Annotated in this window: 21 protein-coding genes; 9 read left to right on the top strand and 12 right to left on the bottom strand. The window is 71.6% G+C overall.

The genetic code is table 11. The features are described 5' to 3' along the window. Positions 1 to 42 precede the first annotated feature (42 nt). The 12 genes from ACSJD1_RS07490 to ACSJD1_RS07545 all read right to left on the bottom strand — a co-directional run bounded on the left by ACSJD1_RS07490 (position 43) and on the right by ACSJD1_RS07545 (position 17,079). Entirely contained in the window at positions 43 to 1,641 is a 1,599-nt protein-coding gene (locus tag ACSJD1_RS07490; RefSeq protein WP_438854697.1) for an APC family permease, read from the bottom strand. Then, a complete protein-coding gene (locus ACSJD1_RS07495; RefSeq protein WP_438854698.1) occupies positions 1,638 to 2,528 on the bottom strand; it encodes a universal stress protein in 891 nt (296 codons plus the stop codon). Before ACSJD1_RS07495 ends, ACSJD1_RS07490 begins: the two co-directional genes overlap by 4 nt. Beyond that, on the bottom strand, positions 2,525 to 3,892 hold the full coding sequence (locus ACSJD1_RS07500) for a flavin monoamine oxidase family protein (RefSeq protein WP_438854699.1): 1,368 nt from the start codon (positions 3,890 to 3,892) through the stop codon (positions 2,525 to 2,527). Before ACSJD1_RS07500 ends, ACSJD1_RS07495 begins: the two co-directional genes overlap by 4 nt. A gap of 117 nt (positions 3,893 to 4,009) precedes the next feature. Then, a complete protein-coding gene (locus ACSJD1_RS07505) occupies positions 4,010 to 5,476 on the bottom strand; it encodes an NAD-dependent succinate-semialdehyde dehydrogenase (protein ID WP_438854700.1) in 1,467 nt (488 codons plus the stop codon). A 44-nt stretch (positions 5,477 to 5,520) separates the two neighbouring features. Continuing rightward, positions 5,521 to 6,840, bottom strand: a complete 1,320-nt coding sequence (locus ACSJD1_RS07510) for a Glu/Leu/Phe/Val family dehydrogenase (RefSeq protein ID WP_438854701.1) — start codon at positions 6,838 to 6,840, stop codon at positions 5,521 to 5,523. Then, on the bottom strand, positions 6,837 to 8,195 hold the full coding sequence (gabT, locus tag ACSJD1_RS07515) for a 4-aminobutyrate--2-oxoglutarate transaminase (protein WP_438854702.1): 1,359 nt from the start codon (positions 8,193 to 8,195) through the stop codon (positions 6,837 to 6,839). The genes ACSJD1_RS07510 and gabT overlap by 4 nt, the downstream gene beginning before the upstream one ends. Positions 8,196 to 8,332: 137 nt before the next feature. Then, entirely contained in the window at positions 8,333 to 10,231 is a 1,899-nt protein-coding gene (locus tag ACSJD1_RS07520; RefSeq protein ID WP_438854703.1) for an ABC transporter permease, read from the bottom strand. A 2-nt stretch (positions 10,232 to 10,233) separates the two neighbouring features. Further along, complete coding sequence (locus ACSJD1_RS07525; RefSeq protein WP_438854704.1) at positions 10,234 to 11,400, bottom strand: hypothetical protein; 1,167 nt, start codon at positions 11,398 to 11,400, stop codon at positions 10,234 to 10,236. A 114-nt stretch (positions 11,401 to 11,514) separates the two neighbouring features. Then, positions 11,515 to 12,657, bottom strand: coding sequence for an ABC transporter ATP-binding protein (locus tag ACSJD1_RS07530; RefSeq protein ID WP_438854705.1), 1,143 nt, complete (start codon positions 12,655 to 12,657; stop codon positions 11,515 to 11,517). 80 nt (positions 12,658 to 12,737) lie between these two features. Beyond that, positions 12,738 to 14,327, bottom strand: coding sequence for a DHA2 family efflux MFS transporter permease subunit (locus ACSJD1_RS07535; protein WP_438854706.1), 1,590 nt, complete (start codon positions 14,325 to 14,327; stop codon positions 12,738 to 12,740). 32 nt (positions 14,328 to 14,359) lie between these two features. Further along, complete coding sequence (locus ACSJD1_RS07540; RefSeq protein ID WP_438854707.1) at positions 14,360 to 15,985, bottom strand: LVIVD repeat-containing protein; 1,626 nt, start codon at positions 15,983 to 15,985, stop codon at positions 14,360 to 14,362. 125 nt (positions 15,986 to 16,110) lie between these two features. Next, positions 16,111 to 17,079, bottom strand: coding sequence for a LysR substrate-binding domain-containing protein (locus ACSJD1_RS07545; RefSeq protein ID WP_438854708.1), 969 nt, complete (start codon positions 17,077 to 17,079; stop codon positions 16,111 to 16,113). Positions 17,080 to 17,160: 81 nt separating this feature from the next. Between ACSJD1_RS07545 and ACSJD1_RS07550 the strand changes: the two genes are divergently transcribed. Genes ACSJD1_RS07550 through kynU form a run of 9 tightly spaced genes read left to right on the top strand, consistent with a single transcriptional unit; the run spans position 17,161 to position 25,645 of the window. Continuing rightward, entirely contained in the window at positions 17,161 to 18,675 is a 1,515-nt protein-coding gene (locus tag ACSJD1_RS07550; protein ID WP_438854709.1) for a 2-hydroxymuconic semialdehyde dehydrogenase, read from the top strand. Beyond that, positions 18,672 to 19,541: a 2-keto-4-pentenoate hydratase gene (locus ACSJD1_RS07555; protein WP_438854710.1), complete on the top strand. Its 870-nt coding sequence runs from the start codon at positions 18,672 to 18,674 to the stop codon at positions 19,539 to 19,541. Before ACSJD1_RS07550 ends, ACSJD1_RS07555 begins: the two co-directional genes overlap by 4 nt. Beyond that, the gene (locus ACSJD1_RS07560) at positions 19,538 to 20,467 is read left to right on the top strand and encodes an acetaldehyde dehydrogenase (acetylating) (RefSeq protein WP_438854711.1); all 930 of its coding nucleotides are present in this window, start codon (positions 19,538 to 19,540) and stop codon (positions 20,465 to 20,467) included. Before ACSJD1_RS07555 ends, ACSJD1_RS07560 begins: the two co-directional genes overlap by 4 nt. Further along, the gene (gene dmpG, locus ACSJD1_RS07565) at positions 20,464 to 21,516 is read left to right on the top strand and encodes a 4-hydroxy-2-oxovalerate aldolase (RefSeq protein WP_438854712.1); all 1,053 of its coding nucleotides are present in this window, start codon (positions 20,464 to 20,466) and stop codon (positions 21,514 to 21,516) included. Before ACSJD1_RS07560 ends, dmpG begins: the two co-directional genes overlap by 4 nt. Beyond that, a complete protein-coding gene (locus ACSJD1_RS07570; RefSeq protein WP_438854713.1) occupies positions 21,513 to 22,340 on the top strand; it encodes a 2-keto-4-pentenoate hydratase in 828 nt (275 codons plus the stop codon). The genes dmpG and ACSJD1_RS07570 overlap by 4 nt, the downstream gene beginning before the upstream one ends. Further along, on the top strand, positions 22,337 to 22,801 hold the full coding sequence (locus ACSJD1_RS07575) for a RidA family protein (protein ID WP_438854714.1): 465 nt from the start codon (positions 22,337 to 22,339) through the stop codon (positions 22,799 to 22,801). The genes ACSJD1_RS07570 and ACSJD1_RS07575 overlap by 4 nt, the downstream gene beginning before the upstream one ends. Beyond that, on the top strand, positions 22,798 to 23,322 hold the full coding sequence (locus ACSJD1_RS07580; protein WP_438854715.1) for a 3-hydroxyanthranilate 3,4-dioxygenase: 525 nt from the start codon (positions 22,798 to 22,800) through the stop codon (positions 23,320 to 23,322). Before ACSJD1_RS07575 ends, ACSJD1_RS07580 begins: the two co-directional genes overlap by 4 nt. A gap of 4 nt (positions 23,323 to 23,326) precedes the next feature. Next, positions 23,327 to 24,319: an amidohydrolase family protein gene (locus ACSJD1_RS07585; RefSeq protein WP_438854716.1), complete on the top strand. Its 993-nt coding sequence runs from the start codon at positions 23,327 to 23,329 to the stop codon at positions 24,317 to 24,319. Between the two features lie 30 nt (positions 24,320 to 24,349). Beyond that, complete coding sequence (kynU, locus tag ACSJD1_RS07590; RefSeq protein WP_438854717.1) at positions 24,350 to 25,645, top strand: kynureninase; 1,296 nt, start codon at positions 24,350 to 24,352, stop codon at positions 25,643 to 25,645. The last annotated feature ends 39 nt before the right edge of the window (positions 25,646 to 25,684 follow it).

The raw sequence follows: 25,684 nt of genomic DNA on the forward strand, positions 1-25,684 counted from the left end.
TCGCGCACGGGCCGCGGGGTGAGGACCGCCGCCCGTACGGGCTCAATCGGCGGACGCTCGCGAGAGCCGCTCGCCGCGGAAGAAGGCCGGACGGGCGACCCGCTGCCAGACCATGATCACGACGCCGATGCCGAGGATCACGACGCCGAGGATGAACACGAGGCCGACGCCGCCGATGTTCGAGCCCGAGCCGTAGTCGGGGTCCATGCTGTCGATCAGCGTGGTCACGAACAGCACCGTCAGGATGAGACCGCCGACGAGCGGCGCGATCAGGCGGAAGAACACGTTGCGGGCGCTCGCGAACCAGGTCCTGCGGAAGTACCAGACCGCCGCGAACGCGGTGAGTCCGTAGTAGAAGCAGATCATGATGCCGAGCGTGGTGATCGTGTCCCACAGCACGTCCTCGCTCACGAACCGCATGATCGCGTAGAACGCTGCGGCCACGACCGCCGACACGATCGTCGCGTATCCGGGGGTGAAGAACCGCGGGCTCACCCGCGCGAACTTCTCCGGCAGCGCGCCGTAGTGGCCCATCGCGAGGAGCGTGCGGGCGGGCGACACGAACGTCGACTGGAGCGACGACGCCGAGCTCGACAGCACGGCGAGCGACATGAGGATCGCGAGCGGACCGAGGATCGGACCGGCGAGGTAGAAGAACGCGTTCTCCTGGATGTCGGAGTTGCCGAGGCCGACGCCCTCGGCGCCGATCCCCGCGAACGCGAGCGCGCCCATCGCGACGAAGAGGTAGATCGCGACGACGATCGTGACCGTGAGGGTCGCCGCACGACCGGGCGTCGTGTGCGAGCCCTTCGTCTCCTCGTTCATCGTGAGCGTGACGTCCCAGCCCCAGAACACGAACAGCGAGACCGAGAGGCCCGCGGCGATGGCCGTGAACGAGCCGACCTCGAGCGGGTTGAACCAGCTGAGCTGGACCTCCGTCGCGTCGAACGCCGTGCCGTTGGCGACGTGCCAGAACGCGGCGACGCCGAACCCGATCATGACGAGCAGCTGGAACCCGACGAGCCAGTACTGCACCTTCTGCGTCGTCTGCATGTCGCGGTAAGAGATGAGCGTCGCGCCCGCGATGAACACGAGGCAGGTCGCGACGTTCACGAACGGGTTGTCGACGAGCTCGGCGACCTGGGGGTTGTTGAACGCCTGCGCGATGGCGAGGTAGAAGAACTCCACGGCGATGCCGGCGAGGTTCGAGAGCACCACCACCGTCGCGGCGATGAGGCCCCAGCCGGCCATCCATCCGGTCCACGGGCCGAAGGCCCGGGTCGCCCAGGTGAACGACGTGCCCGAGTCGGGCATCGCGCTGTTGAGCTCGCGGTAGCCGAACGCGACGAGCAGCATCGGGATGAAGCCGAGCAGGAAGATCGCCGGCAGCTGGAACCCGACCTCGGCGACGGTCGGACCGAGCGACCCGGTCAGCGTGTACGCCGGGGCGATGCAGGAGATGCCGATGACGATCGCGCCGATGAGGCCGACGGAGCCGGCCGAGAGGCCCTTCTTGGAGAGGCCGCCGTCGACGGTCGCGCTCGCGGTGGTCAGCGGCGCGTCGAGGAACTCCTGCGGCTCGATCGGCGCGTGCGGCGCGGTGTGCGGAGGATGCGGGTGCGGCTCGTGCGAGTGCGTCATTGCGTCGTCTTTCGTGGTTCGCTCGGCACCACGATGAGCGGTACCGGGAGTTCGCGCAGCATCTTCGATGCCGTCGAACCGAGGAAGAGCCGGTTGGGCGCGGCGAGGCGGCTCGAGCCGACGAGGGCGACCTCGCCGTCGTGCCACTCCAGCGCACGGACCGACTCCTCGATGGTGTCGCCCGCGGCGACGACCGCCGTCGCCTCGATGCCGGCCGGCAGCGCCGCCTGGGCGTCGTCGAGCACCTGCTGGGCACCGACGACGCTGGTGAGCTCGACGAGCGAGGTGTCGACCCCCGCAGGCAGGTCGACCGGCACGAGCGACAGCAGCCGGAGCGGCGCCCGGGTCGCACCGGCCAGGCGGACGGAGGCCTCGAGCACCGGGCCGGGCGTGCTGCCGACGGCCGCGGTGATCCGGGTGACGCCCTGCGCGATCGCGATCTCGCGGCTGCCGACGGGGGCGATCACGACGGGCACGTCGGCCGAGTGGAGCAGCTCGTTCGCGACCGACCCGATGCGGGTGCGGCCGAACAGGCCGCCGCGCGCGGCCCCGACGACGATGAGCGAGGCGTCGAACTCGTGCGCCGCGGCGAGGAGGCCCTCGGCGAACGACTCGGCGTAGCGGATGTGCAGCGACTGCGGGACGCCGGCGCCGAGCTTCGCGGATGCCTCGGCGAGCCACGCCTGCGAGCGCTCCTTCACGTGGCGCTCGTACCCGGGGTCGCGGGGCACGACGCCGCCGCGCGCCTCGATCGGCAGCACCATGACGACCTCGACGAGCGCGTCGGTCGCGGCCGCGATCCGGCCGCCGAGGGCGAGCGCGTCGGCACCCGCATCGGATGCGGTGTAGCCGACGAGCACCCGACGATCGGCGCCGGACCGGCTCACGCCGGCCCCTGGAGGATCTGCGACGCGACGAGCCGGCCCATGCGGATGGCGCCGTCGACGTGCTGGTAGCCCTTGCCCGCCATGTCGGAGCAGGCGAAGCGGATCGGACCGACCGGCGTGCGGAGGTCGGCGCCGTACCGCGCGAGGCCGCCCATGTCGAAGCTCGCGGCGTACGCGCCGCGGGTCCACTCCTCCGAGCCCCAGTCGGACTCGTAGTAGACGACCGGGTGCTTCGCCTGCTCGCCGTAGTAGTGCGAGAGCGACTCGAGGATGCGCTCCTTGCGCTCCTCGGCGCTGAGGCGGAAGACCTCGTCCGCGGCCTCGTCGGAGACGAAGCCGACGAGCGTGCCGCGGGTGTCGCCGTGGTTGGTGTTGTCGTACGCCTCGTGCGAGAGCTCGTACGGGCTGAACGCGGTGCCCGACAGCCCCTGCTCGCGCCAGAACGGCGTCTCGTAGACGGCGTGCACCTTGATGACGAAGCCCATCGAGACGTGCTGGTGCATCTGGTGCTGCAGGCGCGGCAGCGGCGGCTCGTACGAGATGCGGTCGTAGAGGATCGGCGCGAGCGCGAGCACGACCTGCTTCGCGTGCACCTCGAAGCCGTCGCTCACGACGGTGACGCCGGCCTCGGGCGACTCCGGGTTCCATCGGATCGTGCGCACCGGCTGCCCGAGCTTCACCGCGTCGCCGAGGCGCTCGGCGAGCCGCAGCGGCACCTGCTGGAGGCCGCCCACGACGCGCTTGTCGAGGATGAAGTCGGCGTCGACGAGGTTCGAGAACGAGCCGGCGGACGCCGCCATGAGCAGCGCCTGCAGCGCGGAGAACGCGTGGGTCGGCTTCGTGAGCATCGCACCGGCGATGAACATGCCGATGTTGAGCTTCGCCTCCTCGTCGTCGGTCTGCGTGCCGAGCCACTCGGCGAACGAGATCTCGTCGAGCTCCTTGGCCCGCGGGTGGGCCCACGGCGCCTCGGGGTCGATCTCGGCCACGAGCTGGTCGAGCTTCTCGATGAGGCCGACGATCTCGCCCTCGGTCTTCGCGGGGACCGGGAAGATCTCGCCCTCGAAGAGGCGGCGCTCGCCGTCCTCGGCGATGTAGACGTTCCGGCCCTCGCGGTAGCGCTCGTAGGTCTCGAGCCCGAGTTCGTCGAGCGTCTCGATGAGCGCGTCCTGGTCGGGCGAGACCCACTGGCCGCCGATCTCGAGCATTGCGCCGTCGACGTCGCCCGTCCAGAGCCGGCCGCCGACGCGGTCGCGGGCCTCGAGCACGACGACGCCGCGCCCCGCCTTCACGAGCTCGGTGGCGGCCGTGAGGCCCGAGGCGCCTGCGCCGACGATGACGACGTCGGTCTCGATGCGTTCCATGGTGGGAGTGCTTTCTGTGCGTGGTGCCGGCGCTCCGGATCGGAGCGGAGAGTGGGGCGGATGCCGCGGCTCGCGGCGCGCGTGCGGCGCGGGCCGCGGCATCCGTCGACCCGGCGGTCAGGCCGGGATCAGGGTGTACTTCGTGTCGAGGAACTCGTGGATGCCCTCGAAGCCGCCCTCGCGGCCGATGCCCGACTGCTTCACGCCGCCGAAGGGGGCGGCCGCGTTCGAGACGAGGCCCGTGTTCAGGCCCATCATGCCCGTGTCGAGCCGGTCGATCATGCGGTGTCCGCGGGCGAGGTCCTGCGTGAACACGTAGGAGATGAGGCCGTACTCCGTCGAGTTGGCGAGGCGCACGGCCTCGTCCTCCTCGGCGAACGTGGTGATGCCGAGGACCGGTCCGAAGATCTCCTCGCGGAGCAGTCGGGCGTCGGCCGACACGTCGCCGAGCACGGTCGGCGCGTAGAACGAGCCGTCTCCCTCGATCGCCGAACCGCCGGCGAGGACGGTGGCGCCCTTCGAGACGGCGTCCGTCACGAGCTCGTGCGTCGACGCGACCGCGTCGTCGTCGATGAGCGGGCCGATGTGCACGTCGTCGTCGGTGCCCCGGCCGACGTTCATGCCCGTGACGCGCTCGGTCACGCGGCGCGCGAACTCGGCGGCGACCGACTCGTGCACGATGAAGCGATTCGCGGCCGTGCAGGCCTGGCCGATGTTGCGGAACTTCGCGACCATCGCGCCCTCGACCGCCTTGTCCAGGTCGGCGTCCTCGAAGACGACGAACGGCGCGTTGCCGCCGAGCTCCATCGAGGTGCGGAGGATGCCCTGGGCCGACTGCTCGATGAGCTTGCGACCGACCTCGGTCGAGCCCGTGAACGAGAGCTTGCGCAGGCGCGGGTCGGCGATGATCGGAGCCGAGACCTTCGACGAGCTCGTCGTGGTGACGACGTTCACGACGCCCTTCGGCAGCCCGACCTCCTCGAGCAGCTGCACGAACGCGATGGTCGTGAGCGGCGTGAGGGCGGCGGGCTTGACGACCACGGTGCAGCCCGCGGCGAGCGCCGGCGCGATCTTGCGGGTCGCCATCGCGAGCGGGAAGTTCCACGGCGTGATGAAGTACGACGGGCCGACGGGGCGCTGGGCGACCACGATGCGGCCGGTGCCCTCGGGGTTCCAGCCGTAGCGACCGGTGATGCGCACGGCCTCCTCGCTGAACCAGCGGAGGAACTCGCCGCCGTACTTGACCTCGCCGCGCGCCTCGGCGAGCGGCTTGCCCATCTCGAGCGTCATGAGGAGGGCGAAGTCCTCGGCACGCTCCATGAGCGTGTCGAACGCGCGGCGGAGGATCTCGCCGCGCTCGCGCGGCGCGGTCGCGGCCCACGACTCCTGCGCGGCGACGGCGGCGTCGAGCGCACGGATGCCGTCGGCGGCCGACGCGTCGGCGATGGTCTTGATCACGTCGCCCGTGGCCGGGTCGCGGACCTCGAAGGTCTTCCCGCCCTCGGCGGCGACCCACTCGCCGCCGATGTACAGGCCGTCGGCGACCTGGTCGAGGAGTGCGGATTCCTGCGTTGCAGTGGTCATGCTCGGGATGTCCGTTTCGTTCGGTGTGCGCTGGTGGCGCGCGATCACGGGTACAGGCCGCGGAGGCGGTGCGCCTCGGCGACACGCTCGACGGCCAGAGCCGTGGCGGCGGTGCGGAGCGAGAGGTCGCGGGCCTCGGCGTAGCCGAGGACATGACGCCAGGCGTTCAGCATCCGCTCCTCCAGTCTGCTCTCGACTTCGTCGACCCGCCACCAGTACGCCTGGTTGGCCTGGACCCATTCGAAGTACGAGACGATGACACCGCCCGCGTTGGCGAGGATGTCGGGGACGACCAGCACGCCGCGCTCACGGAGGATCGCGTCGGCGGCCGGCGTGGTGGGGCCGTTCGCGCCCTCGACGACGACCTTCGCGAGCACGTCCGCGGCGTTGCCGCCGTGGAGCACGCCCTCGACCGCGGCCGGGACGAGCAGGTCGACGTCCTGCGTCAGCACGGCGTCCCGGTCGAGCGCGTCGCCGCCGGCGAAGCCGACGACCGAGCCGGTCGCGCGCACGTGGTCGCTGAGCGCCTCGATGTCGAGCCCGGCGTCGTTTCGGATGGCACCGTACTGGTCGCTCACCGCGGTGACGCGCACGCCGCCCTCGGCGAGGAACCGCGCGGCATCCGCACCGACCTTGCCGAAGCCCTGCACGGCCGCGGTGGCGCGGCCGGGCTCGATGCCGGCGTGGCGGAGCGCGGCGAGTGCGATGTGCGTCACGCCCCGCGAGGTCGCCGACGCGCGGCCGAGCGAACCGCCGAGCGCGATGGGCTTGCCCGTCACGATGCCGGGCACGGTGTACCCGGAGTTCACCGAGTAGGTGTCCATCATCCAGGCCATGGTGCGCTCGTCGGTGCCGATGTCGGGCGCGGGGATGTCGCGCTCCGGCCCGATGATCGGCAGGATCTCGCTCGTGTAGCGGCGGGTGACGCGTTCGAGCTCGCCGACCGAGTGGTCGCGCGGGTCGATCGCGATGCCGCCCTTCGCGCCGCCGTACGGCACGTCGAGCAGGGCGCACTTCCAGGTCATCCACATCGCGAGCGCGCGCACCTCGTCGAGGTTCACGTTCGGCGCGTAGCGGAGGCCGCCCTTGGCTGGGCCGCGCGAGAAGTTGTGCTGCACGCGGTAGCCGAGGTACACCTCGGTCTCACCGGAGTCGCGGCGCAGCGGCACGGCGACCGCCATCTCGCGGCGCGGGGTCGCGAGCATGCGGTGCAGGCCGTCGCCGTAGCCGAGCAGCTCGATCGCCTCGGCCAGCTGGGCGCGGGCGTCGACGAGCGGGGTCGGCTCGGCGTCGGCGATCGCGGGCACGGATGCCGCGTCCGCGAGGATCACGGGCGACGCCGTCGTCGCCGTCACGGGGTTCATGCGCTGCGCAGCCCTTCCGCGACGACCTCGAGGCCCTCGACGAGCAGCTCGTCCGAGATGGTGAGCGGCGGGAGGAAGCGGATCACGTTGCCGTAGGTGCCGCACGTGAGCACGAGCACGCCGTTGGCGTGGGCGTGCGCGGCGACCTTCGAGGTGAGCGCCGCATCGGGCGCACCGGTGACGGGGTCGACGAGCTCGACGGCCACCATGGCGCCGCGGCCGCGGACGTCGCCGAGGCGCGGGTCGGCGGTGCGGAGCGCGTTCAGGCGGCCGATGAGCACCGAGCCGATCTGCTTGGCGCGCTCGATGAGGCCGTCCTCCTCGTAGGACTCGATCGCGGCGAGCGCCGCGGCGCAGGCGAGGGGGCTGCCCGCGTAGGTGCCGCCGAGGCCGCCGGCCATGGCGGAGTCCATGATGTCGGCGCGGCCGGTGACGGCCGAGAGCGGCAGGCCGCCCGCGATGCCCTTCGCGGTGACGATGACGTCGGGCACGATGCCCTCGTGCTCGCTGGCGAACCAGGCGCCCGTGCGGGCGAAGCCGGTCTGCACCTCGTCGGCGATGAAGACGACGTCGTTGGCGTTCGCCCACTCGACGAGCGCCGGGAGGAAGCCGCTGGCGGGCACGATGAAGCCGCCCTCGCCCTGGATGGGCTCGATGATGATCGCGGCGAGGTTCTCGGCGCCGATCTGCTTCTCGATCTGGGTGATGGCGCGGGCCGCGGCCTCGGCGCCCGACAGGCCGCCGTCGCGGAAGGGGTAGCTGAGGGGTGCGCGGTACACCTCGGGCGCGAACGGTCCGAAGCCGTTCTTGTACGGGATGTTCTTCGCCGTGAGCCCCATGGTGAGGTTGGTGCGGCCGTGGTAGGCGTGGTCGAAGGCGACGACGGCCATCTTCTTCGTGTGGTGGCGCGCGACCTTGATGGCGTTCTCGACGGCCTCGGCGCCGGAGTTGAAGAGCGCCGTGCGCTTCTCGTGGTCGCCGGGGGTGAGCTCGTTGAGCTTCTCGGCCACGGCGACGTAGCCCTCGTACGGCGCGACGGTGAAGCAGGTGTGCGTGAACGCGTCGAGCTGCGCCTTCACGGCGTCGACGACGCGCGGGTTCGAGTTGCCGACGCCGGTGACGGCGATGCCCGAGCCGAGGTCGATGATCGAGTTGCCGTCGGCGTCGACGATGACGCCGCCGCCGGCCGCGACGACCGAGACGGGGATGGTGTGCCCGACGCCCTTCGCGACGGCGTGCGCCTTGCGGGCGATGAGCTCCTGCGAGCGCGGGCCCGGGATGCTGGTGACGAGGCGGCGCTCCTGCGGGAGGGCGGGGCCGCCGACGGCGGTGGCCGTGGGTTCGACGATGGTCATGGAGTGCTCCGATGCGGTGACGACGGTGGCGATGTCGGGCAATGGTAGGCAGCCCGAAACGGATGCCACCCCCTCCCGTATGTACATCGGGAGGGGGTGGACGTGCCACGCCGTACAAATCGGAGCGCGACCGGAGCTCAGCGGCGCGACAGCTCCCGAACCTGCTCGGTCGCGACGGAACGCGTGTCCGAGGCATCCGTCGCCTCGACCGCCGCGGCCGCGGCGCCCAGCGCATCGGTCGCACTCGCGACGACCCGCGCGCGGCGCGATGCGCGCCCGATCGCGCGGAGCGAGACGAGCCACTGCAGTCCGTAGCCGATCGCGAAGACGAGGAGCGTGAAGATCAGCGCCATCGCGGCCCCCTGGTCGGGCGCGTAGAGCTGCGCCGAGCGCGGGTTGATCATCGCGTACATGTAGACCGAGAGCGGGCGGGACTCGGGCGTGGCGAGGAACGCCGGCAGCGTGAACTCGTTCGTGCCGAGGATGAACATCTGGATCCAGACGGCGAAGACCGTGGGCGCGAGCAGCGGCGCGACGATGCGCCGGAACCCCTCGAGCCGGCTCGCGCCGCTGATCAGCGCCGCCTCCTCGAGCTCCGTGCGGATCTGCAGGGTCGCGCTGTACCCGGCGCGGTAGGCGATCGACACGCGGTAGGAGTAGGCGATCACGAGTGCCGCGATCGTCCCGGCGAGCGGGATCACGGGATTGATCACCATGAACGTCAGGAACATCGCGAAGCCGGCGATGACCGCGGGGATGGCGACGCTCGAGGACGCGAACAGGTCCATGCTCCTCGTCCACCCGGTCGCGCGGCTCCGCGCGATCCCGTACGCCAGCACGGTCGCAGCGCCGCACGCGATCGTGGCGCTACCGCCGGCGATGATGAGCGTGCGACCGAGCGACGCCCAGAACTCGCCGTCGGCGAGCACCTCGCCGAACGCGCCGAACTGCGCCTGGGTGCGGAGCGTCTCGACCGAGAACGCCAGCGGGTACGGCGTGATCGCCGACCAGAGGAGGGCGAACAGGGGCAGCACGGCCGTCAGCAGGGTGAAGACGAGGATGGCCAGGAGCACGGGGATGCGCCATCCGCCCAGCTTCATGGTGGTCGGCCGGAAGCCCTTGCCGGAGATGGAGGCCCGTCGCTCGGCGTCGCGCGTGGCGCGCAGGTAGATCACGAACGCGATGGTCGTGATCACGAGGAACACGCAGCCCCAGGCGGCCGCGAGGCCGTACTGCGGCAGTTCGCCGGCGCCCGCGCTGATGAGCGTCCAGAGCTTCAGGGCGAAGATCGACTTGCCGGACTCCTGACCGAACAGCAGCGGCACCTCGAGGCTGCCGAGGCCGAGGATGAACGTCAGCACGGTCACGCCGAGCAGGCCCGGCCAGAGCATCGGCAGCGTGACCCGACGGAGGGTCTGCCCCCAGCCGGCGCCGGAGACGCGCGCGGACTCCTCGAGCGAGCCGTCCATGCCCGTGAGGATCGGCACGATCATGAGGTACGGGAAGGTGACGTTCGTGAGCGACTGGATGACGATCATCGTGGGGAACGAGTACGGGTCGATCGTCACCCCGGCCATTCCGGGCACGAGGTGGATCAGCTGGTTCAGCACGCCAGACTCGGGCGAGAGCATGAGGAGGTAGGCCTGCGCCTTGACGATCGGCGGCACGATGAACGGCACGATGACCAGCAGCGAGATCACGCGCCGGAACGGCGCATCCGTCCGCACGGTGACCCAGGCCAGCCCGAACGCCATGAGCAGCGACAGCACCGTCGACCCGCCCACGAACGCCGCGGTCGAACCGAGCACGGCCCAGAAGTCGTCGCGCAGCCCCCACAGTGTCGCGAAGTTGTCGACCGACCAACGTGCAGACGAGACGCCGAACGGGAGGAACGGGCCACGGAAGGCCGTGATGACCTGCACCGCCAACGGGATGGCGAGCAGCAGGAAGATCACCGTTCCGGCGACGACCGTCGCCACCGTCATCGTGGTCGGCCGGGTCCGCCCGGCCTTCGTGGTCCGTTCCACCGTGGACATGGCTATCCGTTCAGCGCCGCGTCGGCAGCGTTCGTGAGGGCGATCCACTCGTCGCGGGTCGCCTCGGTCTCGGTCTCGGCGCCGTTCTCGATGCTCTGGAGCAGCGCATCGGCGTTCGTCTTCATGAGGCCGGTGGCCTGCTCGAACAGCGACGAGGGCAGGCCGGGGTAGGGCACCTGCGTCGTGGCGAACCGCTCGTCGGTCATGCGCAGCTCGAGCCACGTCGGGTCGTAGGCGTTCCAGAGCGCCCAGAGCATGGCGCCCGGCTTGTTGGCGGCGTCGACGTTCACGCCGGAGAACTGGGCGAACACGCCGGAGTGGTCGAACGGCTGGGCCGCGAGGCTCGGGTTGGGGTTGAAGAGGGTCTGGTTGAGGGCGATCGGCACGTCGCCGCTCGAGAGCGGCGAGTTCTGGTCCTCGAGCACCTGGAGGGTGCCGGACGACTTCAGTTCGCCGATCAGCTCGACCATGGCGTCCTCGCCCTCGGCCATGCCGTACCCGGAGAACACGATCGGGTTGTAGTTCGCGATCGAGACCTTGCCCGCGAACTCGGGCGCGAGCAGATCGTCGAGCGAGCCCGGGGCCTCGATCCGGTCGGTGTTGACCTGCATGAGCGAGCCGTTCATGCTGTCGGGCAGCATCTCGGGGGCGCCGAGCTGGAGGAACTCCTCCGGGACGCCGAACTGCGTCCAGTCGACCTCGTCCCAGTACCCCTCGTCGGTCATCGCGGCGGCGGAGAGCAGCGAGCCGGACAGCACGTCGGTGTTCCGGCCGCCGGTGGCCTCGGCGGAGATGACCGCCGAGGGCAGGTTGTAGGTCAGGCCGCGCGTCTCGATCTCGAGGTCGGGGTAGCGCGCGTTGAACTCGGCGATGACCTCGGGGGCGAGTTCGTACCAGTCCCAGACCACGAGGCGACCGCCGTCGGTCTCCTTGGCCTGCTCGTAGAGCGCGTCCATCTGCCGGTCGATCTCGGGCCAGAAGTCGTCGTAGAAGTTCTCGCACCGGGTGAAGGCGCCGATCTCGACCGCGTCGCAGGTCGCGCCGGTCGCGTCGGCGGCCGGTTCGAGGGCCTCCGGCGCCTCCTCCCGACTCGAACTGCAGGAGCTGAGCAGCAGCATGCCCGCTGCGGCGAGGGCGACGGTGCCGCCCCGGAAGGTACGTACGTTCATGATCCCTGGTGCCTCTCTGTCGATGGAACGGGTGGTGGAGCGGTGGAGCGGGTGGGTGGGGTGGAAGCAGGGGGTGGAGCGGGGGCGCGAGCCCGGGCCCGGGACCGGGGGTCGCTACGCCGCCAGCACGCGACAGGCCTTCGGTGCGAGCTCGAGGAAGATCGAGCGGCCCTCGGCGGGCGAGTCCATGGGTGCGCCGCGGGCGACGATGCGGCCGACGGTGGTCTGCTCGCGCACGATCTCGGCCTCGTACTCGACGATCTCGCCGAGGAACTCGACCCGCGCGACGCGGGCGGCGAGCACGTTGGGCCGGTCGACGGATGCCTCGTGCCAGCGCACGCTCTCGGGACGGATGGTCACGGTGACCTCGGCCCCGGTGCCGCTCCCGGCCGGGCACGGCGTGACGAGCCGGGTGCCGAACGCCTCGACCAGGGCGTCGCCGTTCGCGTCGCGATCGCGCACGACCGCGGGGATGAGGTTCACCCGGCCGACGAAGTCGGCGACGAACCGGTCGGCGGGCGCGAAGTAGAGCTCCTTTGGGGCGGCCTCCTGCACGATGCGCCCGCCGTTCATCACGGCGACCCGGTCCGACATCGACAGGGCCTCCGACTGGTCGTGCGTGACGTAGAGCGCCGTGATGCCGAGGCGCTGCTGGAGGCTGCGGAGCTCGTTGCGCATGGTGTCGCGCAGCTTCGCGTCGAGGTTGCTCAGCGGTTCGTCCAGGAGCAGCAGGCGCGGTCGGTGGGCGAGCGCTCGCGCGAGCGCGAGTCGCTGCTGCTGGCCGCCGGAGAGCGCGGTCGCCGGCCGGTGCGCGTACGCATCGAGCTGGACGAGCTCCAGGGCCTCCATCGCCCGCTGCCTCGCCTGCTTCTTCGGCAGCTTCCCCGCGGAGACCTGCAGCGGGAAGACCGCATTGGCGAAGACGCTCATGTGCGGCCAGATCGCGTAGTTCTGGAACACCATGCCGACGTCGCGCTTGTCGGGCGACACGTGCTCGCTCCCGGTCGAGAGCACCCGCCCGTCGAGCGAGATCACGCCGCCCTCGCTCGTCTCGAGACCCGCGACGCATCGGAGCGTGGTGGTCTTGCCGCAGCCGGAGGGGCCGAGGAGCGAGGTGAAGGTGCCGGGCTCGATGGTGAAGCTCACGCCCTTCACCACCGGGACGTCGGCCCCGTCCAGTCGGTAGTGCTTCTCGAGGCCGTCGACGACGAGTCGGCCGCCTCCGGTCGCTGCGGTCATGTCGGCGGTCGTGGTCACGGCCGGCCTCCTTCGACGATCTTTGTATTCTGGATCCAAGGCAACCACGGCGAGTGCCTCGATGGAACGAGGGGCGGCCATCAGCGTTCGGCCCCCGACGTCGAGACTTCGGCGCGAGCGGATGCCCCGGTGCGAGCTGCCGCCTCGGTGCGAGCGGATGCCTCCGAGCCGGCCGGTGCTCCCGGGGCGGCCGTCGAGGCATCCCGCCCCTCCCCCCACCCGACCGTGACCTTCGGCTTCGCGAAGAACAGGACGACGAGCGCGCAGAGCGCGAAGGCGGCGACTGCGAGCAGGAGGGACTGGCCCATGGCGACCGAGAAGCCGTCGACCAGCGCGGCTGGAAGCCCGCCTCCGCCCGTGCGCGTGGTCGCCCCGTCGGCATCGAAGCCGGGCAGCTGCGCCGCCAGGACCACGCTCATGAGTGCGGCGATCGCCGCGGAGCCGAGCACCGACCCGACCTGCCTGGTCAGCGTGTAGACGCCGGAGCCGGCGCCGGCGTGCTCGCGTGCGAGGTTCCTCGTCGCGGTCGACGCGAGCGGAGCGAAGACGCCCGAGATGCCGACTCCGAGCAGCGCCGACGGCAGGAGCAGCAGCCACAGCGGGGAGTCCGGACGGATCACCGCGGCGTACCACCCCAGCGCGAGGGCCGAGGTCGACAGCCCGGCGAAGGCCACCCACTTCGGGTCGACGCGGTCGCTGGCGCGCCCGACGAACGGTGCGAGCACTCCCGACACGACCGCCATGGGCGCGAGCATCAGCGCCGCCTGGGTCGGCGTGAACCCGCGGGCGACCTGGAGGAAGAACGCGAGCGGAAGCGGCATCGCGGTCATGGCGATCCCGACGAGCGAGATCGCGACGTTCGAGAGCGCGAAGTTCCGGTCGCGGAACAGGGCGAGCGGCAGCAGCGGCTCCGTGCGGGTGAGCGCCTGCCACGCGACGAAGCCCGCCATGACGACCACGCCGGCGGCGATGACGCCCCAGACCGTGACCGGTCCGAGGATCGTGCCCCAGTCGTACGTCGGCCCCTCCTGCACGCCGAAGACGATCAGGAACATGCCGACGGCGCTGAGGAGCACGCCGATCCAGTCGAAGCGGTGCACCCGCGTCTCGAGGGTCGGCACGAGCCGCCAGGCGGCGACGAAGGCGACGACCCCGACCGGCACGTTGACGAAGAACACCCACTGCCATCCGAGCGAGTCGACGAGCAGGCCGCCGAGTATGGGGCCGACGAGCGTCGCCACCCCGGCGACCGAGCCCCACAGCCCCATCGCCGCGCCGCGCTGGTTCGGCGGGAACACGCGCGTGATCACGGCCATCGTCTGCGGGGTCATCAGCGCGGCACCGAGGCCCTGCGCGGCGCGCGCCGCGATGAGCATCGTGATCTCGCCGGAGAGTCCGCACCAGAGCGACGCGAGCGTGAACACCACGAGCCCCACGAGGTAGACCTGCTTCGGCCCGAAGCGGTCGCCGAGCCGGCCCGTGATCAGCAACGGCACGGCGTACGCGAGCAGGTAGGCGCTCGTGACCCAGATCACCGTCGTGAGGTCGGTGTCGAGGTCGGCGAGGATCGCCGGATACGCGATCGACACGATCGTCGTGTCGACGAGGATCATGAAGAACCCGATGACGAGCGCCCAGAGGGCGGGCCAGGGTCTGGTGCTGAGGTTCATGGTCGGCATTCGCAGGCGGATGTCTCGGAGGCTCAGGTCGCGTCGGGTCGGTCGGCGCCCGGCAGGCCCACGACCGGTTCGCCGAGCAACGGCGTCGAGACCGCGTAGATGCCGTGGTTCGCGAACAGCCAGATGAGGTTGCGGTCCCACTCGACGAAGATGCCGTGCACGGGGGCGGCGAGGTCGTCGTCGTCCTTCAGCCCCATGGGCGGCACGAAGTAGGCGCCGACCTTCGGGTCCTCGGGGTCGCGCACGTCGAAGACCTGCAGGCCCGCGGCGTAGAAGGCGTAGGGGATCACGGCGCCGTGCGGGGTGCCGGTGTTCGTGAAGTAGCCCGAGCGCTTGGGCCCGAACGAGCCGCGTCGCTGGGCCCAGTCGGTGAACGCCGCCTCGGCCGGCGGCAGCGGGCGGGGCAGGGTGCGCACCACGCGCGGGGCGGTGGGGTCGCTGACGTCGATCTGGTAGATCTCCTTGGCCGGCTCGTAGCAGTCGGTGTTCATCGGGTAGCCCGACACGTAGACGTAGCCGGTCTCCTCGACCTGGGTCGTGTCGACGTTGTCGCCCTCGGTGCCCGCGACGCTCGTGGGGAGCGCGCACCACCCGACGTGGTGGATGTTCGCGGGGTCCGAGACGTCCAGCACGAAGAAGCCCTGACCGCCCTGGGCGGCGTAGGCGTAGCGGCAGCCCGACTCGACCGAGCGGGGCATGAACACGCCCATGCGCGAGCCGAACCACGAGGTCCGGTTGTTCCACCGGTCGTTGTCGGCGAGGTAGGGCGAGTCGTCCTCCTCGCCGGCGCGGGTGCCGGGCACCCACCAGGTCGAGAGCAGCTCGGGCTTCGCCGGGTCGGAGACGTCGTAGGCGGCGTGGCCGGCGGCCCACAGCGTGGTCTTGTAGGGCTGGTTGGTGAAGGTGTTGTCGGGCGCCGTCGCGACGAAGAGGTAGCGGTCGCCGTAGTAGACGGGCAGGTCGAGCACGCCGTTGCCCTCCTGGATCTCGTCGGGCCCGTGGTTCGGGTCGGTCGAGACCTCGGTGAGCAGGGTCCAGTCGCGCGGGCTCGGCCCGTTCATCTCCCACGTTCGGAAGCCGCGGAGGCCCTCCCACTCCTTCAGCTGGCCCTCGACGGTGTCGTCGATCCACTTGTTGGCCACGCGGCCCTTGAGGAAGTAGCGCGGCGTCTCGCTGGCCTGCACGGCGATGTGCGTGCCGAGCCGCTCGTTCCACTGCACGGTCGTCGCGCCGAACTCGGGGCGCGGGTCGCCCCAGCCCCACTGCTCCTCGTCGACGATCTTCAGGTCGCGCGGGTCGGTGATGTCGTAGAGCTTCCAGTGGTTGCCGCCCCCGTAGTGCAGCATGTACCGGGTCCCCTCCCAGTCGTAGATGCACTGCCACGAATGGCTCGTGTTCACGACGATCGGGTAGAAGGCCTCGGCCGTCGCGTTGAGCGCGTACGTCTCGGGGTCGCGGTAGTCGAGCTGGCCGGGCCAGTCGACGAACACGTCGCGCGGCACCGACGGGGTGTGCGCGGGCGGGAGGAAGGTCCCGTCGGGCTGCATCCCCCACGTCCCGGGCTCGGGGTCCGCCGGCTCGCCGACGACCCGCTCGAAGTCCTCAGGGCGGTACTTCTTCGCATCGGGTACGTAGGGGGATCCGGCCATGACGCCTCCAGAGTCGGGAGAAGAATCGGGTTCGACGCCTCCATGCGTCGACCCCTTCAGCGTCATCGGCCGGATCGATGCTGTCCAATATCTATACGGCTCGTTGCCATGACCGTTTGGGCATATCAGCCGGATGTCGCGGCATCCGCCGTCGCGTACTCGCGCTCGAGCGCGGCGAGCCGAGCCCCCTCCTCCCGAAGGTGCGCGAGGAGGGCGGCGGCCGCTGGCGACGGCGTGCGGTCCTTCGGCAGCGTGACCCCGACCGACCGGCGGATCGAGCTCAGCGGCGTCGGGAGGATCTTGACGTCGCGGTCGTCGACCGCGATGAACATGGGCAGCGCGGCGATGACGTCGGTCGACACCAGGAGGCTCCGCAGCGTCAGCATCGACGTGCACTCGACGCGATCCGCCGGCAGCGGGAGCCCCTCGTGGAAGAACACGGCCTCGAGCTCGGCGCGGAGCGCGGTCTGCGCGACCGGGAAGATCCAGGGGTAGGCGAGCAGCTCGGCGAGCGAGGTGCCCCTGGAGCCCGTGTGGACCGGATGTCCCGCCCGCGCCACGAGCCGGATGGGCTCCTGGTGGAGGCGCTCCTGCTCGAGTCGCACGGGCACGGTCGGCGAGAGCCGGCCGACCGTCAGGTCGAGGTCGCCCGAGAGCAGCAGCTGCTGCAGCATGTCGGGCGTGCCCTCGCGGACGACCACGGTGAGGCGCGGGTGCTCCGACTTCAGCGCGGCGATCGCACGGGGCAGGAGCAGGTTCGAGCCGGCGAGGTGCGTGCCGACCGTGACCGTGCCGAGCTGCCCCGTCTGCAGGAGGCGGACCTCCTCGTCGGCCGCGCGGAGCTCGGCGAGCACGGACCGCGCGCGCTCGATGAACGGCTCGCCGTACGGCGTGGGAGCGACGCCCCGCGGCATCCGCTCGAACAGCTGCACCCCGAGGAGGTCCTCGACCTCGCGGAGGCCGCGCGTCACGACCGGCTGGGTGATGTGCAGTGATTCGGCGGCGCGGACGAGCGTGCCCTCGTCGGCGATGGCGGTGACGAGCACGAGGTGCCGGAGCTTGAGCCGGCCGTCGAGGAGTCGATCGGAGACCATGCCGGGACTATAGCCGTACGGGCATGGCAGTGCATCACAAGAGCATTTGTCGGCATCGTTCCCGCTTCCTAGCCTGAACGCATGCCCTCCCCGACGACGCCGGCACCGATCACGGCCCCTCTCCCGACGCAGAGCTCGACCCCGCGCGAGCTCCGCAACGTGATCGGCGGCGAGTACGTCGACGGGGTGGGCACCTTCGACAAGGTCGACCCGGTCGACGGCACGCGCATCGCCCTCGTGCACGAAGCCGGGCCCCGGGAGGTCGACCGCGCGGTCGCCGCCGCACGCGCGGCGCTCCAGGGCCCGTGGGGTCGCATGCCGGTCGCCGAGCGCGCGCGGCTGCTCCGCCGGGTCGCCGACGTCGTCGAACGCCGCAGCGAGGAGCTCGTGGCCGCCGAGGTCGGCGACACCGGCAAGCCCGAGACGCTCGCCCGCGACCTCGACGTCGCACGGGCAGCGGCGAACTTCCGCTCGTTCGCGGACACCGCCTCGGCGGCCGGCCTCGACTCCTACCTCACCGAGCTGAACGACGGTCGCCGAGCACTCAACTACGCGGTCCGCGCCCCGCTCGGCGTCGTCGCCGTGATCGTGCCGTGGAACCTCCCCCTGCTGCTGCTCACCTGGAAGCTCGCGCCGGCGCTCGCCTCCGGCAACACCGTCGTGGTGAAGCCGTCGGAGGAGACCCCGTCCTCGGCCACCCTGCTCGCCGAGATCCTCGCCGAGGCCGGCATCCCCGACGGGGTCGTCAACGTCGTGCACGGCTTCGGCCCGGGCTCGGCCGGGGAGCACCTCACCACCCACCCCGGCATCGACGGCGTGACCTTCACGGGCGAGTCGAGCACCGGTTCCGCCATCATGCGTGCGGTCGCCCCTCGCGTCCGCCCCATCTCGTTCGAGCTCGGCGGCAAGAACGCCGCGATCGTGTTCGCCGACGCCGACCTCGACGCGGCGATCGCCGGCCTCGCCCGATCGACCTACCTCAACACCGGCCAGGTGTGCCTCTGCACCGAGCGCATCTACGTCGAGCGGGCCGTGTTCGCCGAGGTCGCGGCCGGCCTCGCCGATCACGCCCGACGCCTGCGGCTCGGCCGCCCGGAGAATCCCGCGACCACGACCGGTCCGCTCATCTCGTCCGCCCACCGCGACAAGGTGCTCTCGTACTACGACCTCGCGATCCGCGAGGGCGCCGAACTCCTGGCGGGAGGCGGCGTCCCGACGCTCGGCGACGGCCTCGATTCGGGGTCGTGGATCGAGCCGACGCTCTGGGCGGGCCTCGACAACTCGCACCGCACCGTGCGCGAGGAGATCTTCGGACCGGCGGCGGTCGTCATGCCCTTCGACACCGAGGAGGAGGCCATCGCGCTCGCCAACGACACCGAGTACGGCCTCGCCGCGGTCACCTGGACGACCGACCTCGCGCGCGGCCATCGGGTCGCCCAGCGCCTGCGGGTCGGCATGTCGTGGGTGAACACCTGGTACCTGCGCGACCTCCGGAGCCCGTTCGGCGGGGTCGGCCTCTCCGGCATCGGCCGCGAGGGCGGCCTGCACTCGCTGGCGTTCTACACCGAGCCGACGAACGTGTGCGTGCAGCTGTGATCGCCGCGACCCGGACCGGACCCGCCGGCGGCCGCACCGTCGGGACCGCCGATGCGGTCCACGCCGCCGAGTCGCGGCTCCGCGCGGCCGCGTGCGCCCGGATCGCGTGCGCGCCCGTCCGCGACCTCATCGACGAGTCAGACCAGGCGACCGCGTACGCCGTCCAGTCCCTCGGCGTCGCCCGCCGGGTGGCCGAGGGGGCTCGGGTCGTCGGGCGCAAGATCGGCCTGACCTCGCCGGCCGTCCAGGCGCAGTTCGGCGTCGCCACGCCCGACTACGGTGTGCTGCTCGACGACATGGTCGCCGACGACCGGCAGCCCCTCGACCTCGGCGCCTTCGTCCAGCCGCGCGTGGAGGCCGAGGTCGCCTTCGTGCTCGCGCGCGACCTGGACTCGCCGACCACGCACGTCGCCGATGTCATCCGGGCGACCGAGTTCGTCCTGCCCGCGATCGAGGTCGTGGACTCGCGCATCGCCGGCTGGGACATCCGCATCGCCGACACGATCGCCGACAACGCCTCGAGCGGCGCGGTCGTGCTCGGGACGAGCCCGCGACGCCTCGACCGGCTCGACCTCGCCGCGGTCGGCATGCGCCTCGACCACCGCGGCGCACCGGTCTCGACGGGGGCCGGTTCCGCGTGCCTCGGCAGCCCGGTGATCGCCGTGGCCTGGCTCGCACGGGCGGTCGCCCGGCACGGCCGTCCGCTCCGAGCGGGCGAGGTCGTCCTGTCGGGCGCGCTCGGCCCGATGGTCGACGCGACCCTCGGGGTCTTCCACGCCCGGCTCGACGGTCTGGGCGAGGTCCGCACGGAGTTCACCGGGCACGCTGCGACGAGCATCGCCGGCACGACAGGAGGAGCAGCATGACGACGGCCGTCGCGATCATCGGCTCGGGCAACATCGGCACCGACCTCATGATCAAGGTGAAGCGCCTCTCGGAGACCCTCCGCGTGGTCGCCATGGCGGGCATCGATCCGGACTCCGACGGGCTCGCCCGCGCCCGCCGCCTCGGCCTCGCCACGACCCACGAGGGCGTCGACGGACTCGTGCGCCTGCCGGAGTTCGCCGACGTCGAGCTCGTCTTCGACGCGACCTCCGCCGCCGCGCACGCCCGCAACGACGCCGTGGTCCGCGATCGCGGACGCCTCGTGGTCGACCTCACCCCCGCGGCGATCGGCCCCTACGTCGTCCCCGTCGTGAACCTCGGCGAGCACCTCCGCGCGACGAACGTCAACATGGTCACCTGCGGCGGCCAGGCCACGGTTCCGATGGTCGCCGCCGTCTCCCGGGTCGCCCCCGTCGCCTACGCCGAGATCGTCGCCTCGATCGCGTCGAGGTCGGCGGGCCCGGGCACCCGGGCGAACATCGACGAGTTCACGCAGACCACCGCGCGGGCCATCGAGGCCATCGGGGGCGCAGAACGCGGCAAGGCGATCATCGTGCTGAACCCCGCCGATCCGCCGCTCATCATGCGCGACACCGTCTACTGCCTCGTCGCCGGCGAGGTCGACGAGGATGCGGTGCGACGCTCGGTCGCCATGATGGTCGCGGACGTGCAGGACTACGTCGGCGGCTACCGCCTGAAGCAGGACGTGCAGTTCGACCCCGTCGACGAGCCGTACGTCCCCGCGCTCGGACGACCGTTCCGGGGAACCCGGATCACGATCATGCTCGAGGTGGCGGGCGCGGGCCACTACCTCCCCGAGTACGCGGGGAACCTCGACATCATGACCTCGGCGGCCCTGCGCACCGCCGAGAACCTCATCGCCGAGCGGACTGGGGTGCCGGCATGACCGCGACGACGCAGAGGGTGTACCTCCAGGACGTCACCCTCCGGGACGGCATGCACGCCATCGCACACCGCTACACGGTCGACGAGGTCCGCGCGATCGCGTCGGCGCTGGAGGCGGCCGGCGTCGACGCGATCGAGGTCGCGCACGGCGACGGGCTCGGCGGCTCGAGCGTCGCCTACGGGCACGGTGCCCGCACCGACGAGCAGTGGATCGAGGCCGCGGCGTCGGTGCTGCGGCGAGCGCGGCTGACGACGCTGATCCTCCCCGGCATCGGCACGATCGACGACCTCGCGCGGGCGCGCGACCTCGGCGTGACCAGCGTGCGCGTGGCGACCCACTGCACCGAGGCCGATGTCGCCGCGCAGCACATCGGCTGGGCGAAGGACCAGGGCATGGACGTCTCGGGCTTCCTGATGATGAGCCACCTGAACGACCCGCGCGGGCTCGCCGAGCAGGCGCGGCTCATGGAGTCGTTCGGCGCGGACTGCGTGTACGTCACGGACTCGGGCGGACGGCTCACGATGCGAGACGTCGCCGACCGCATCGACGCCTACCGCGAGGCGCTCGACCCCGCGACCGAGATCGGCATCCACGCCCACGAGAACCTCTCCCTGAGCGTGGCGAACAGCGTGACCGCGGTCGAGCACGGCGCGACCCGGGTCGACGCCTCGCTCGCCGGGCAGGGCGCGGGTGCCGGCAACTGCCCGATCGAGGCGTTCGTCGCGGTCGCCGACCTGCTCGGCTGGTCGCACGGCGGTGAGCTCTTCGCGCTGCAGGACGCCGCCGAGGACCTGGTCCGCCCGCTCCAGCGCCGCCCCGTCCGCGTGGACCGCGAGACGCTCGCGCTCGGCTACGCGGGCGTGTACTCGAGCTTCCTGCTGCACGCCGAACGCGCGGCCGAACGCCATGGCCTCGATGCCCGCGACATCCTCGTCGAGCTCGGGCGGCGTCGCATGATCGGCGGCCAGGAGGACATGATCGTCGACGTCGCGCTCGACCTCGTCGCGGCGCGTGACGGAGCCGCGCGAGTCGAGGAGGGCGCCGCATGAGCGCGAACGCCGCCACGGCGCCGTCCGTCGACCGCCGAGTCGACCCGGCCCGCATCGAGGGCCTCGCCCGCGCGCTCGACCGCGCGGAGCAGGGCCGCGCCCCGATCGCGCAGCTCTCCGCCGAGCGGCCGCTCGACCTCGACGGCGCCTACGCCGTCCAGCGGGCGCTCATCGCCCGCCGGACCGAACGCGGCGAGCGCGTCGTCGGCCTGAAGCTCGGGTTCACGAGCCGTGAGAAGGCGCGGCAGATGGGCGTCGACGACGTCATCATCGGCAGCCTCACCGATGCGATGCGCATCGACGACGGATGCCGCGTGCCGAACGGCCGCGGCATCCATCCGCGCGTCGAACCCGAGGTCGCGTACCTGCTCGGACCATCGATCGCCGACCCGGGCGCCGACCCGGACGCGGGCGTCGTGGCGGTCGCCCCGGCGCTGGAGATCATCGACTCTCGATACCGCGACTTCCGGTTCGACCTCGGCGACGTGGTCGCCGACGACGCCTCGGCCTCGGCGTTCGCCGTCGGGGCGTGGCGTGCCGCCGACGAGGTCGGCCCGCTCGACAACCGTGCGGTCGTCCTCGAGCTCGACGGCCACGCCGCGGCGACCGGATCGACGGCGGCGATCCTCGGCGACCCGGTGCGCGCCGTCGCGGCCGCGAGGCGGCTCGCCCGCGAGCACGGCCTCGAGCTGCGAGCGGGCATGGTGCTCCTCGCGGGCGCGGCCACCGCCGCCGTGCCACTGCCGTCGCGCGGCACGGTCGCCGCCGAGGTGAGCGGGCTCGGGCGCGTCGTCGTCCACGTCGGCGAGGAGGACTCGCGATGACCGCCGAGGCGATCACCGTGCACGGCGGAGCGACGCCGCGCGGCCGCTTCCCGCACGCCAGGCGAACGGGCGAGCTCGTGTTCGTATCGGGCACGAGCAGCCGTCGCCCCGACAACACGATCGCGGGCGCCGACGCCGACGAGTTCGGCGCGACCCGCCTCGACATCGCCGTCCAGACCCGGGAAGTCCTCGAGAACATCCGCACCATCCTCGCCGAGGCCGGCTGCACGCTCGACGACCTCGTCCAGGCGACGGCCTACCTCGTCGACATGAACGACTTCGCCGGGTACAACGCCGTGTGGGCGGAGTACTTCGACGAGACGGGTCCGGCCCGCACGACGGTCGCGGTGCACGCGCTGCCGCACCCGCACCTGAGGATCGAGATCCAGGCCGTCGCCCTCGCCCGGACCCCCATCAGCTCCACCACCAGAACCAGCACCACCATCGAGGAGGAACCGTGACCACCATCCCGCCCGTCATCGACTTCGCCGCCTGGATCCGCGAGCACGAGCACCTGCTGAAGCCACCGGTGAACAACAAGCAGGCCTGGGAGCCGATCGGCGACTTCATCGTCCAGGTCGTCGGCGGCCCGAACCAGCGGACCGACTACCACTTCGACCCCTACGAGGAGTGGTTCTACCAGTACCGCGGCAACATGCACGTCGACGTCATGACCGAGGACGGCCCCCAGCGGATCGACATCCGCGAGGGCGAGATGTGGCTGCTGCCCGGCAACGTCTACCACTCCCCGCAGCGCCCGGAGGCCGGATCGATCGGCATCGTGATCGAACGCATCCGCGAGGAGGGCACCCTCGAGAAGTTCGCCTGGTTCTGCCCGAACTGCGACACGAAGGTGCACGAGGTCGAACTCCAGGTGCGCGACATCGTCGAGGACCTCCCGCCGGTGTTCCGCGACTTCTACGAGAGCGAGGAGGGCCGTACGTGCCCGAAGTGCGGCGCCGTCCACCCCGGCAAGGGCTGACCGGGTGGGCTCGATCGACGTCCACACGCACTTCGTGCCGAGGAGTTGGCCCGACCTGAACGACCGGGTCGGGCCGGGCGCCTGGCCGTCGCTCCGGGTGGACTCCGAGCGCGAGGCGATGATCCTCGTCGGCGGAGCCGAGTTCCGCCGGATCGAGGAGACCTGCTGGGACGCCCGCGCCCGGCTCGAGGACATGGATCGCGACGGGGTCGACATCCAGGTCGTCTCGCCGACCCCCGTCTTCTTCTCCTACGACCAGCCCGGCGACCGGGCGGCCCGCGTCGCGCGCATCTTCAACGACCTCGCGCTCGAGGTCTGCGCGCCCGCGCCCGACCGGTTCATCCCGTTCGCCCAGGTGCCCCTGCAGGATCCGGATGCCGCGTGCGCCGAGATCGACCGCGCGATCGCGTCCGGGCACCGCGGCATCGAGATCGGCAACCACGTCGGCGACCGCGACCTCGACGACGATGGCATCGTGACCGTCCTCCAGCACTGCGCGGCGACCGGGGTCCCGGTGTTCGTGCACCCGTGGGACATGCCGGGTTCGCCGAGAGTCGACCGATGGATGGCGCGCTGGCTCACCGGCATGCCGGCCGAGACCCACCTGTCGATCATCGCGATGATCCTCGGCGGGGTGTTCGACCGCGTGCCGGCGTCCCTTCGGATCGCCTTCGCGCACGGCGGCGGCTCGTTCGCGTTCTGGCTCGGCCGGTTCGAGAACGCGTGGCACCGGCGTCCCGACCTCGTCGGCGTCAGCGACCTGCCGCCCTCCGCGTACCTGGATCGCTTCAGCGTCGACTCGGTCGTCTTCGACCCGGCCGCCCTGCACCTGCTCGTCGACACGCTCGGCGCGTCGCAGGTGATGCTCGGCAGCGACTACCCGTATCCGCTCGGCGAGCGGCCGGTCGGCAGCGTCGTCGAGCGTTCCGACCGGCTCGACGACGCCCAGCGGGCCGCGATACTCCACGAGAACGCCCGGCGCTTCCTGGCGCTCTGACCGACCACGACCCGAGAGGTGGTTCCGACCATGATCCAGCTGAGCGATGCGGCATCCGACCTCGCATCCGACCGACGGACGCTCGACCGTGCGACGTGCGAGGGCCTCGACGCCGCCGATCCCCTGTCGTCCTTCCGGGACCGCTTCGACCTGCCCGACGGCGTAGTCTACCTCGACGGCAACTCGCTCGGCGCGCTCCCCCGGGCGACCCGGGCGCACGTGGATCGCGTCATCGCCGAGGAATGGGGGGTCGGTCTCATCCGAAGCTGGAACGACGCCGGATGGTTCGCGAAGCCGCAGGCGGTCGGCGACCGCATCGCCCCCCTGATCGGGGCGGCGCCGGGCGAGGTCGTGCTCGGCGACTCGACCTCGGCGAGCCTCTTCCAGGTGGTCGCCGCGGCCGCCCGGCTCCGCCCCGACCGGCGCGTGATCGTCGCCGAGCGGAGCAGCTTCCCGACCGACCTGTACGTGATCGAGAGCGTCCAGGAGGCCGTGGGCGGTGCCGAGCCGCTGGATCGGAGGCTCGTGCACGAGAACGGCCCGACCCTCGACGACGTGCTCGACGACGACGTCGCGGTGGTCGTCCTGACGCACGTCGACTACCGCACCGGCCGGATGCACGACCTCGCCGAGGTCACGGCCCGCGTGCACGCCGCGGGCGCGATCATGGTCTGGGACCTCTGCCACAGCGTCGGGGCGGTGCCCGTCGACCTCGGCGGAGCGGGTGCGGACTTCGCCGTCGGGTGCACCTACAAGTACCTGAACGGCGGGCCGGGTTCGCCGTCGTTCATGTGGGCGGCGTCACGTCACCACGACGCCGCCCGGCCCGCGCTCACGGGCTGGCACGGGCACGCCAGGCCGTTCGACTTCGAGGTGGGCTACGAGCCGGTCCCGGGCATCGGCCGGTTCCGGGTCGGCACGCCGCAGCTGCTCTCGCTCTCGGCGCTCGAGGCGAGCCTCGACATCTGGGACGACGTCGACATGGCGCTGGTTCGCGAGAAGAGCCTCCGGCTCACCGAGCTGTTCATCTCGCTCGTCGACCGGCGACTCGCGGACTGGGCCGTCGAGGTGGTGACCCCTCGCCGCTCCTCGCTCCGAGGAAGCCAGGTGGCCCTCCGCCATGACGACGGCTATGCCGTCATGCAGGCGCTCATCGAGCGCGGAGTGATCGGCGACTTCCGGGCGCCCGATCTCATGCGGTTCGGCTTCACGCCGCTGTACGTGTCGCACGCCGACGTGTGGGATGCCGTCGACGTGCTCCACGACGTGCTGTCGAGCGAGGTGTGGCGCGACCCTCGCTTCGCGCGCCGCGGCGCCGTCACCTGAAGCGGTCACGACCCACCGGGTTGTACACTCGGCGCTGGA

The sequence above is a fragment of the Agromyces excoecariae genome (genome assembly GCF_051715505.1).
Classification (GTDB): domain Bacteria; phylum Actinomycetota; class Actinomycetes; order Actinomycetales; family Microbacteriaceae; genus Agromyces.

What these genes read in the sequence shown, in the direction of transcription:
- ACSJD1_RS07490 (WP_438854697.1), bottom strand. Translation starts at nt 1,641, where the DNA reads ATGACGCACTCGCACGAGCCGCACCCGCATCCTCCGCACACCGCGCCG.
- ACSJD1_RS07500 (WP_438854699.1), bottom strand. Translation starts at nt 3,892, where the DNA reads ATGGAACGCATCGAGACCGACGTCGTCATCGTCGGCGCAGGCGCCTCG.
- ACSJD1_RS07505 (WP_438854700.1), bottom strand. Translation starts at nt 5,476, where the DNA reads ATGACCACTGCAACGCAGGAATCCGCACTCCTCGACCAGGTCGCCGAC.
- ACSJD1_RS07510 (WP_438854701.1), bottom strand. Translation starts at nt 6,840, where the DNA reads ATGAACCCCGTGACGGCGACGACGGCGTCGCCCGTGATCCTCGCGGAC.
- gabT (WP_438854702.1), bottom strand. Translation starts at nt 8,195, where the DNA reads ATGACCATCGTCGAACCCACGGCCACCGCCGTCGGCGGCCCCGCCCTC.
- ACSJD1_RS07520 (WP_438854703.1), bottom strand. Translation starts at nt 10,231, where the DNA reads ATGTCCACGGTGGAACGGACCACGAAGGCCGGGCGGACCCGGCCGACC.
- ACSJD1_RS07525 (WP_438854704.1), bottom strand. Translation starts at nt 11,400, where the DNA reads ATGAACGTACGTACCTTCCGGGGCGGCACCGTCGCCCTCGCCGCAGCG.
- ACSJD1_RS07535 (WP_438854706.1), bottom strand. Translation starts at nt 14,327, where the DNA reads ATGAACCTCAGCACCAGACCCTGGCCCGCCCTCTGGGCGCTCGTCATC.
- ACSJD1_RS07540 (WP_438854707.1), bottom strand. Translation starts at nt 15,985, where the DNA reads ATGGCCGGATCCCCCTACGTACCCGATGCGAAGAAGTACCGCCCTGAG.
- ACSJD1_RS07545 (WP_438854708.1), bottom strand. Translation starts at nt 17,079, where the DNA reads ATGGTCTCCGATCGACTCCTCGACGGCCGGCTCAAGCTCCGGCACCTC.
- ACSJD1_RS07550 (WP_438854709.1), top strand. Translation starts at nt 17,161, where the DNA reads ATGCCCTCCCCGACGACGCCGGCACCGATCACGGCCCCTCTCCCGACG.
- ACSJD1_RS07560 (WP_438854711.1), top strand. Translation starts at nt 19,538, where the DNA reads ATGACGACGGCCGTCGCGATCATCGGCTCGGGCAACATCGGCACCGAC.
- dmpG (WP_438854712.1), top strand. Translation starts at nt 20,464, where the DNA reads ATGACCGCGACGACGCAGAGGGTGTACCTCCAGGACGTCACCCTCCGG.
- ACSJD1_RS07570 (WP_438854713.1), top strand. Translation starts at nt 21,513, where the DNA reads ATGAGCGCGAACGCCGCCACGGCGCCGTCCGTCGACCGCCGAGTCGAC.
- ACSJD1_RS07575 (WP_438854714.1), top strand. Translation starts at nt 22,337, where the DNA reads ATGACCGCCGAGGCGATCACCGTGCACGGCGGAGCGACGCCGCGCGGC.
- kynU (WP_438854717.1), top strand. Translation starts at nt 24,350, where the DNA reads ATGATCCAGCTGAGCGATGCGGCATCCGACCTCGCATCCGACCGACGG.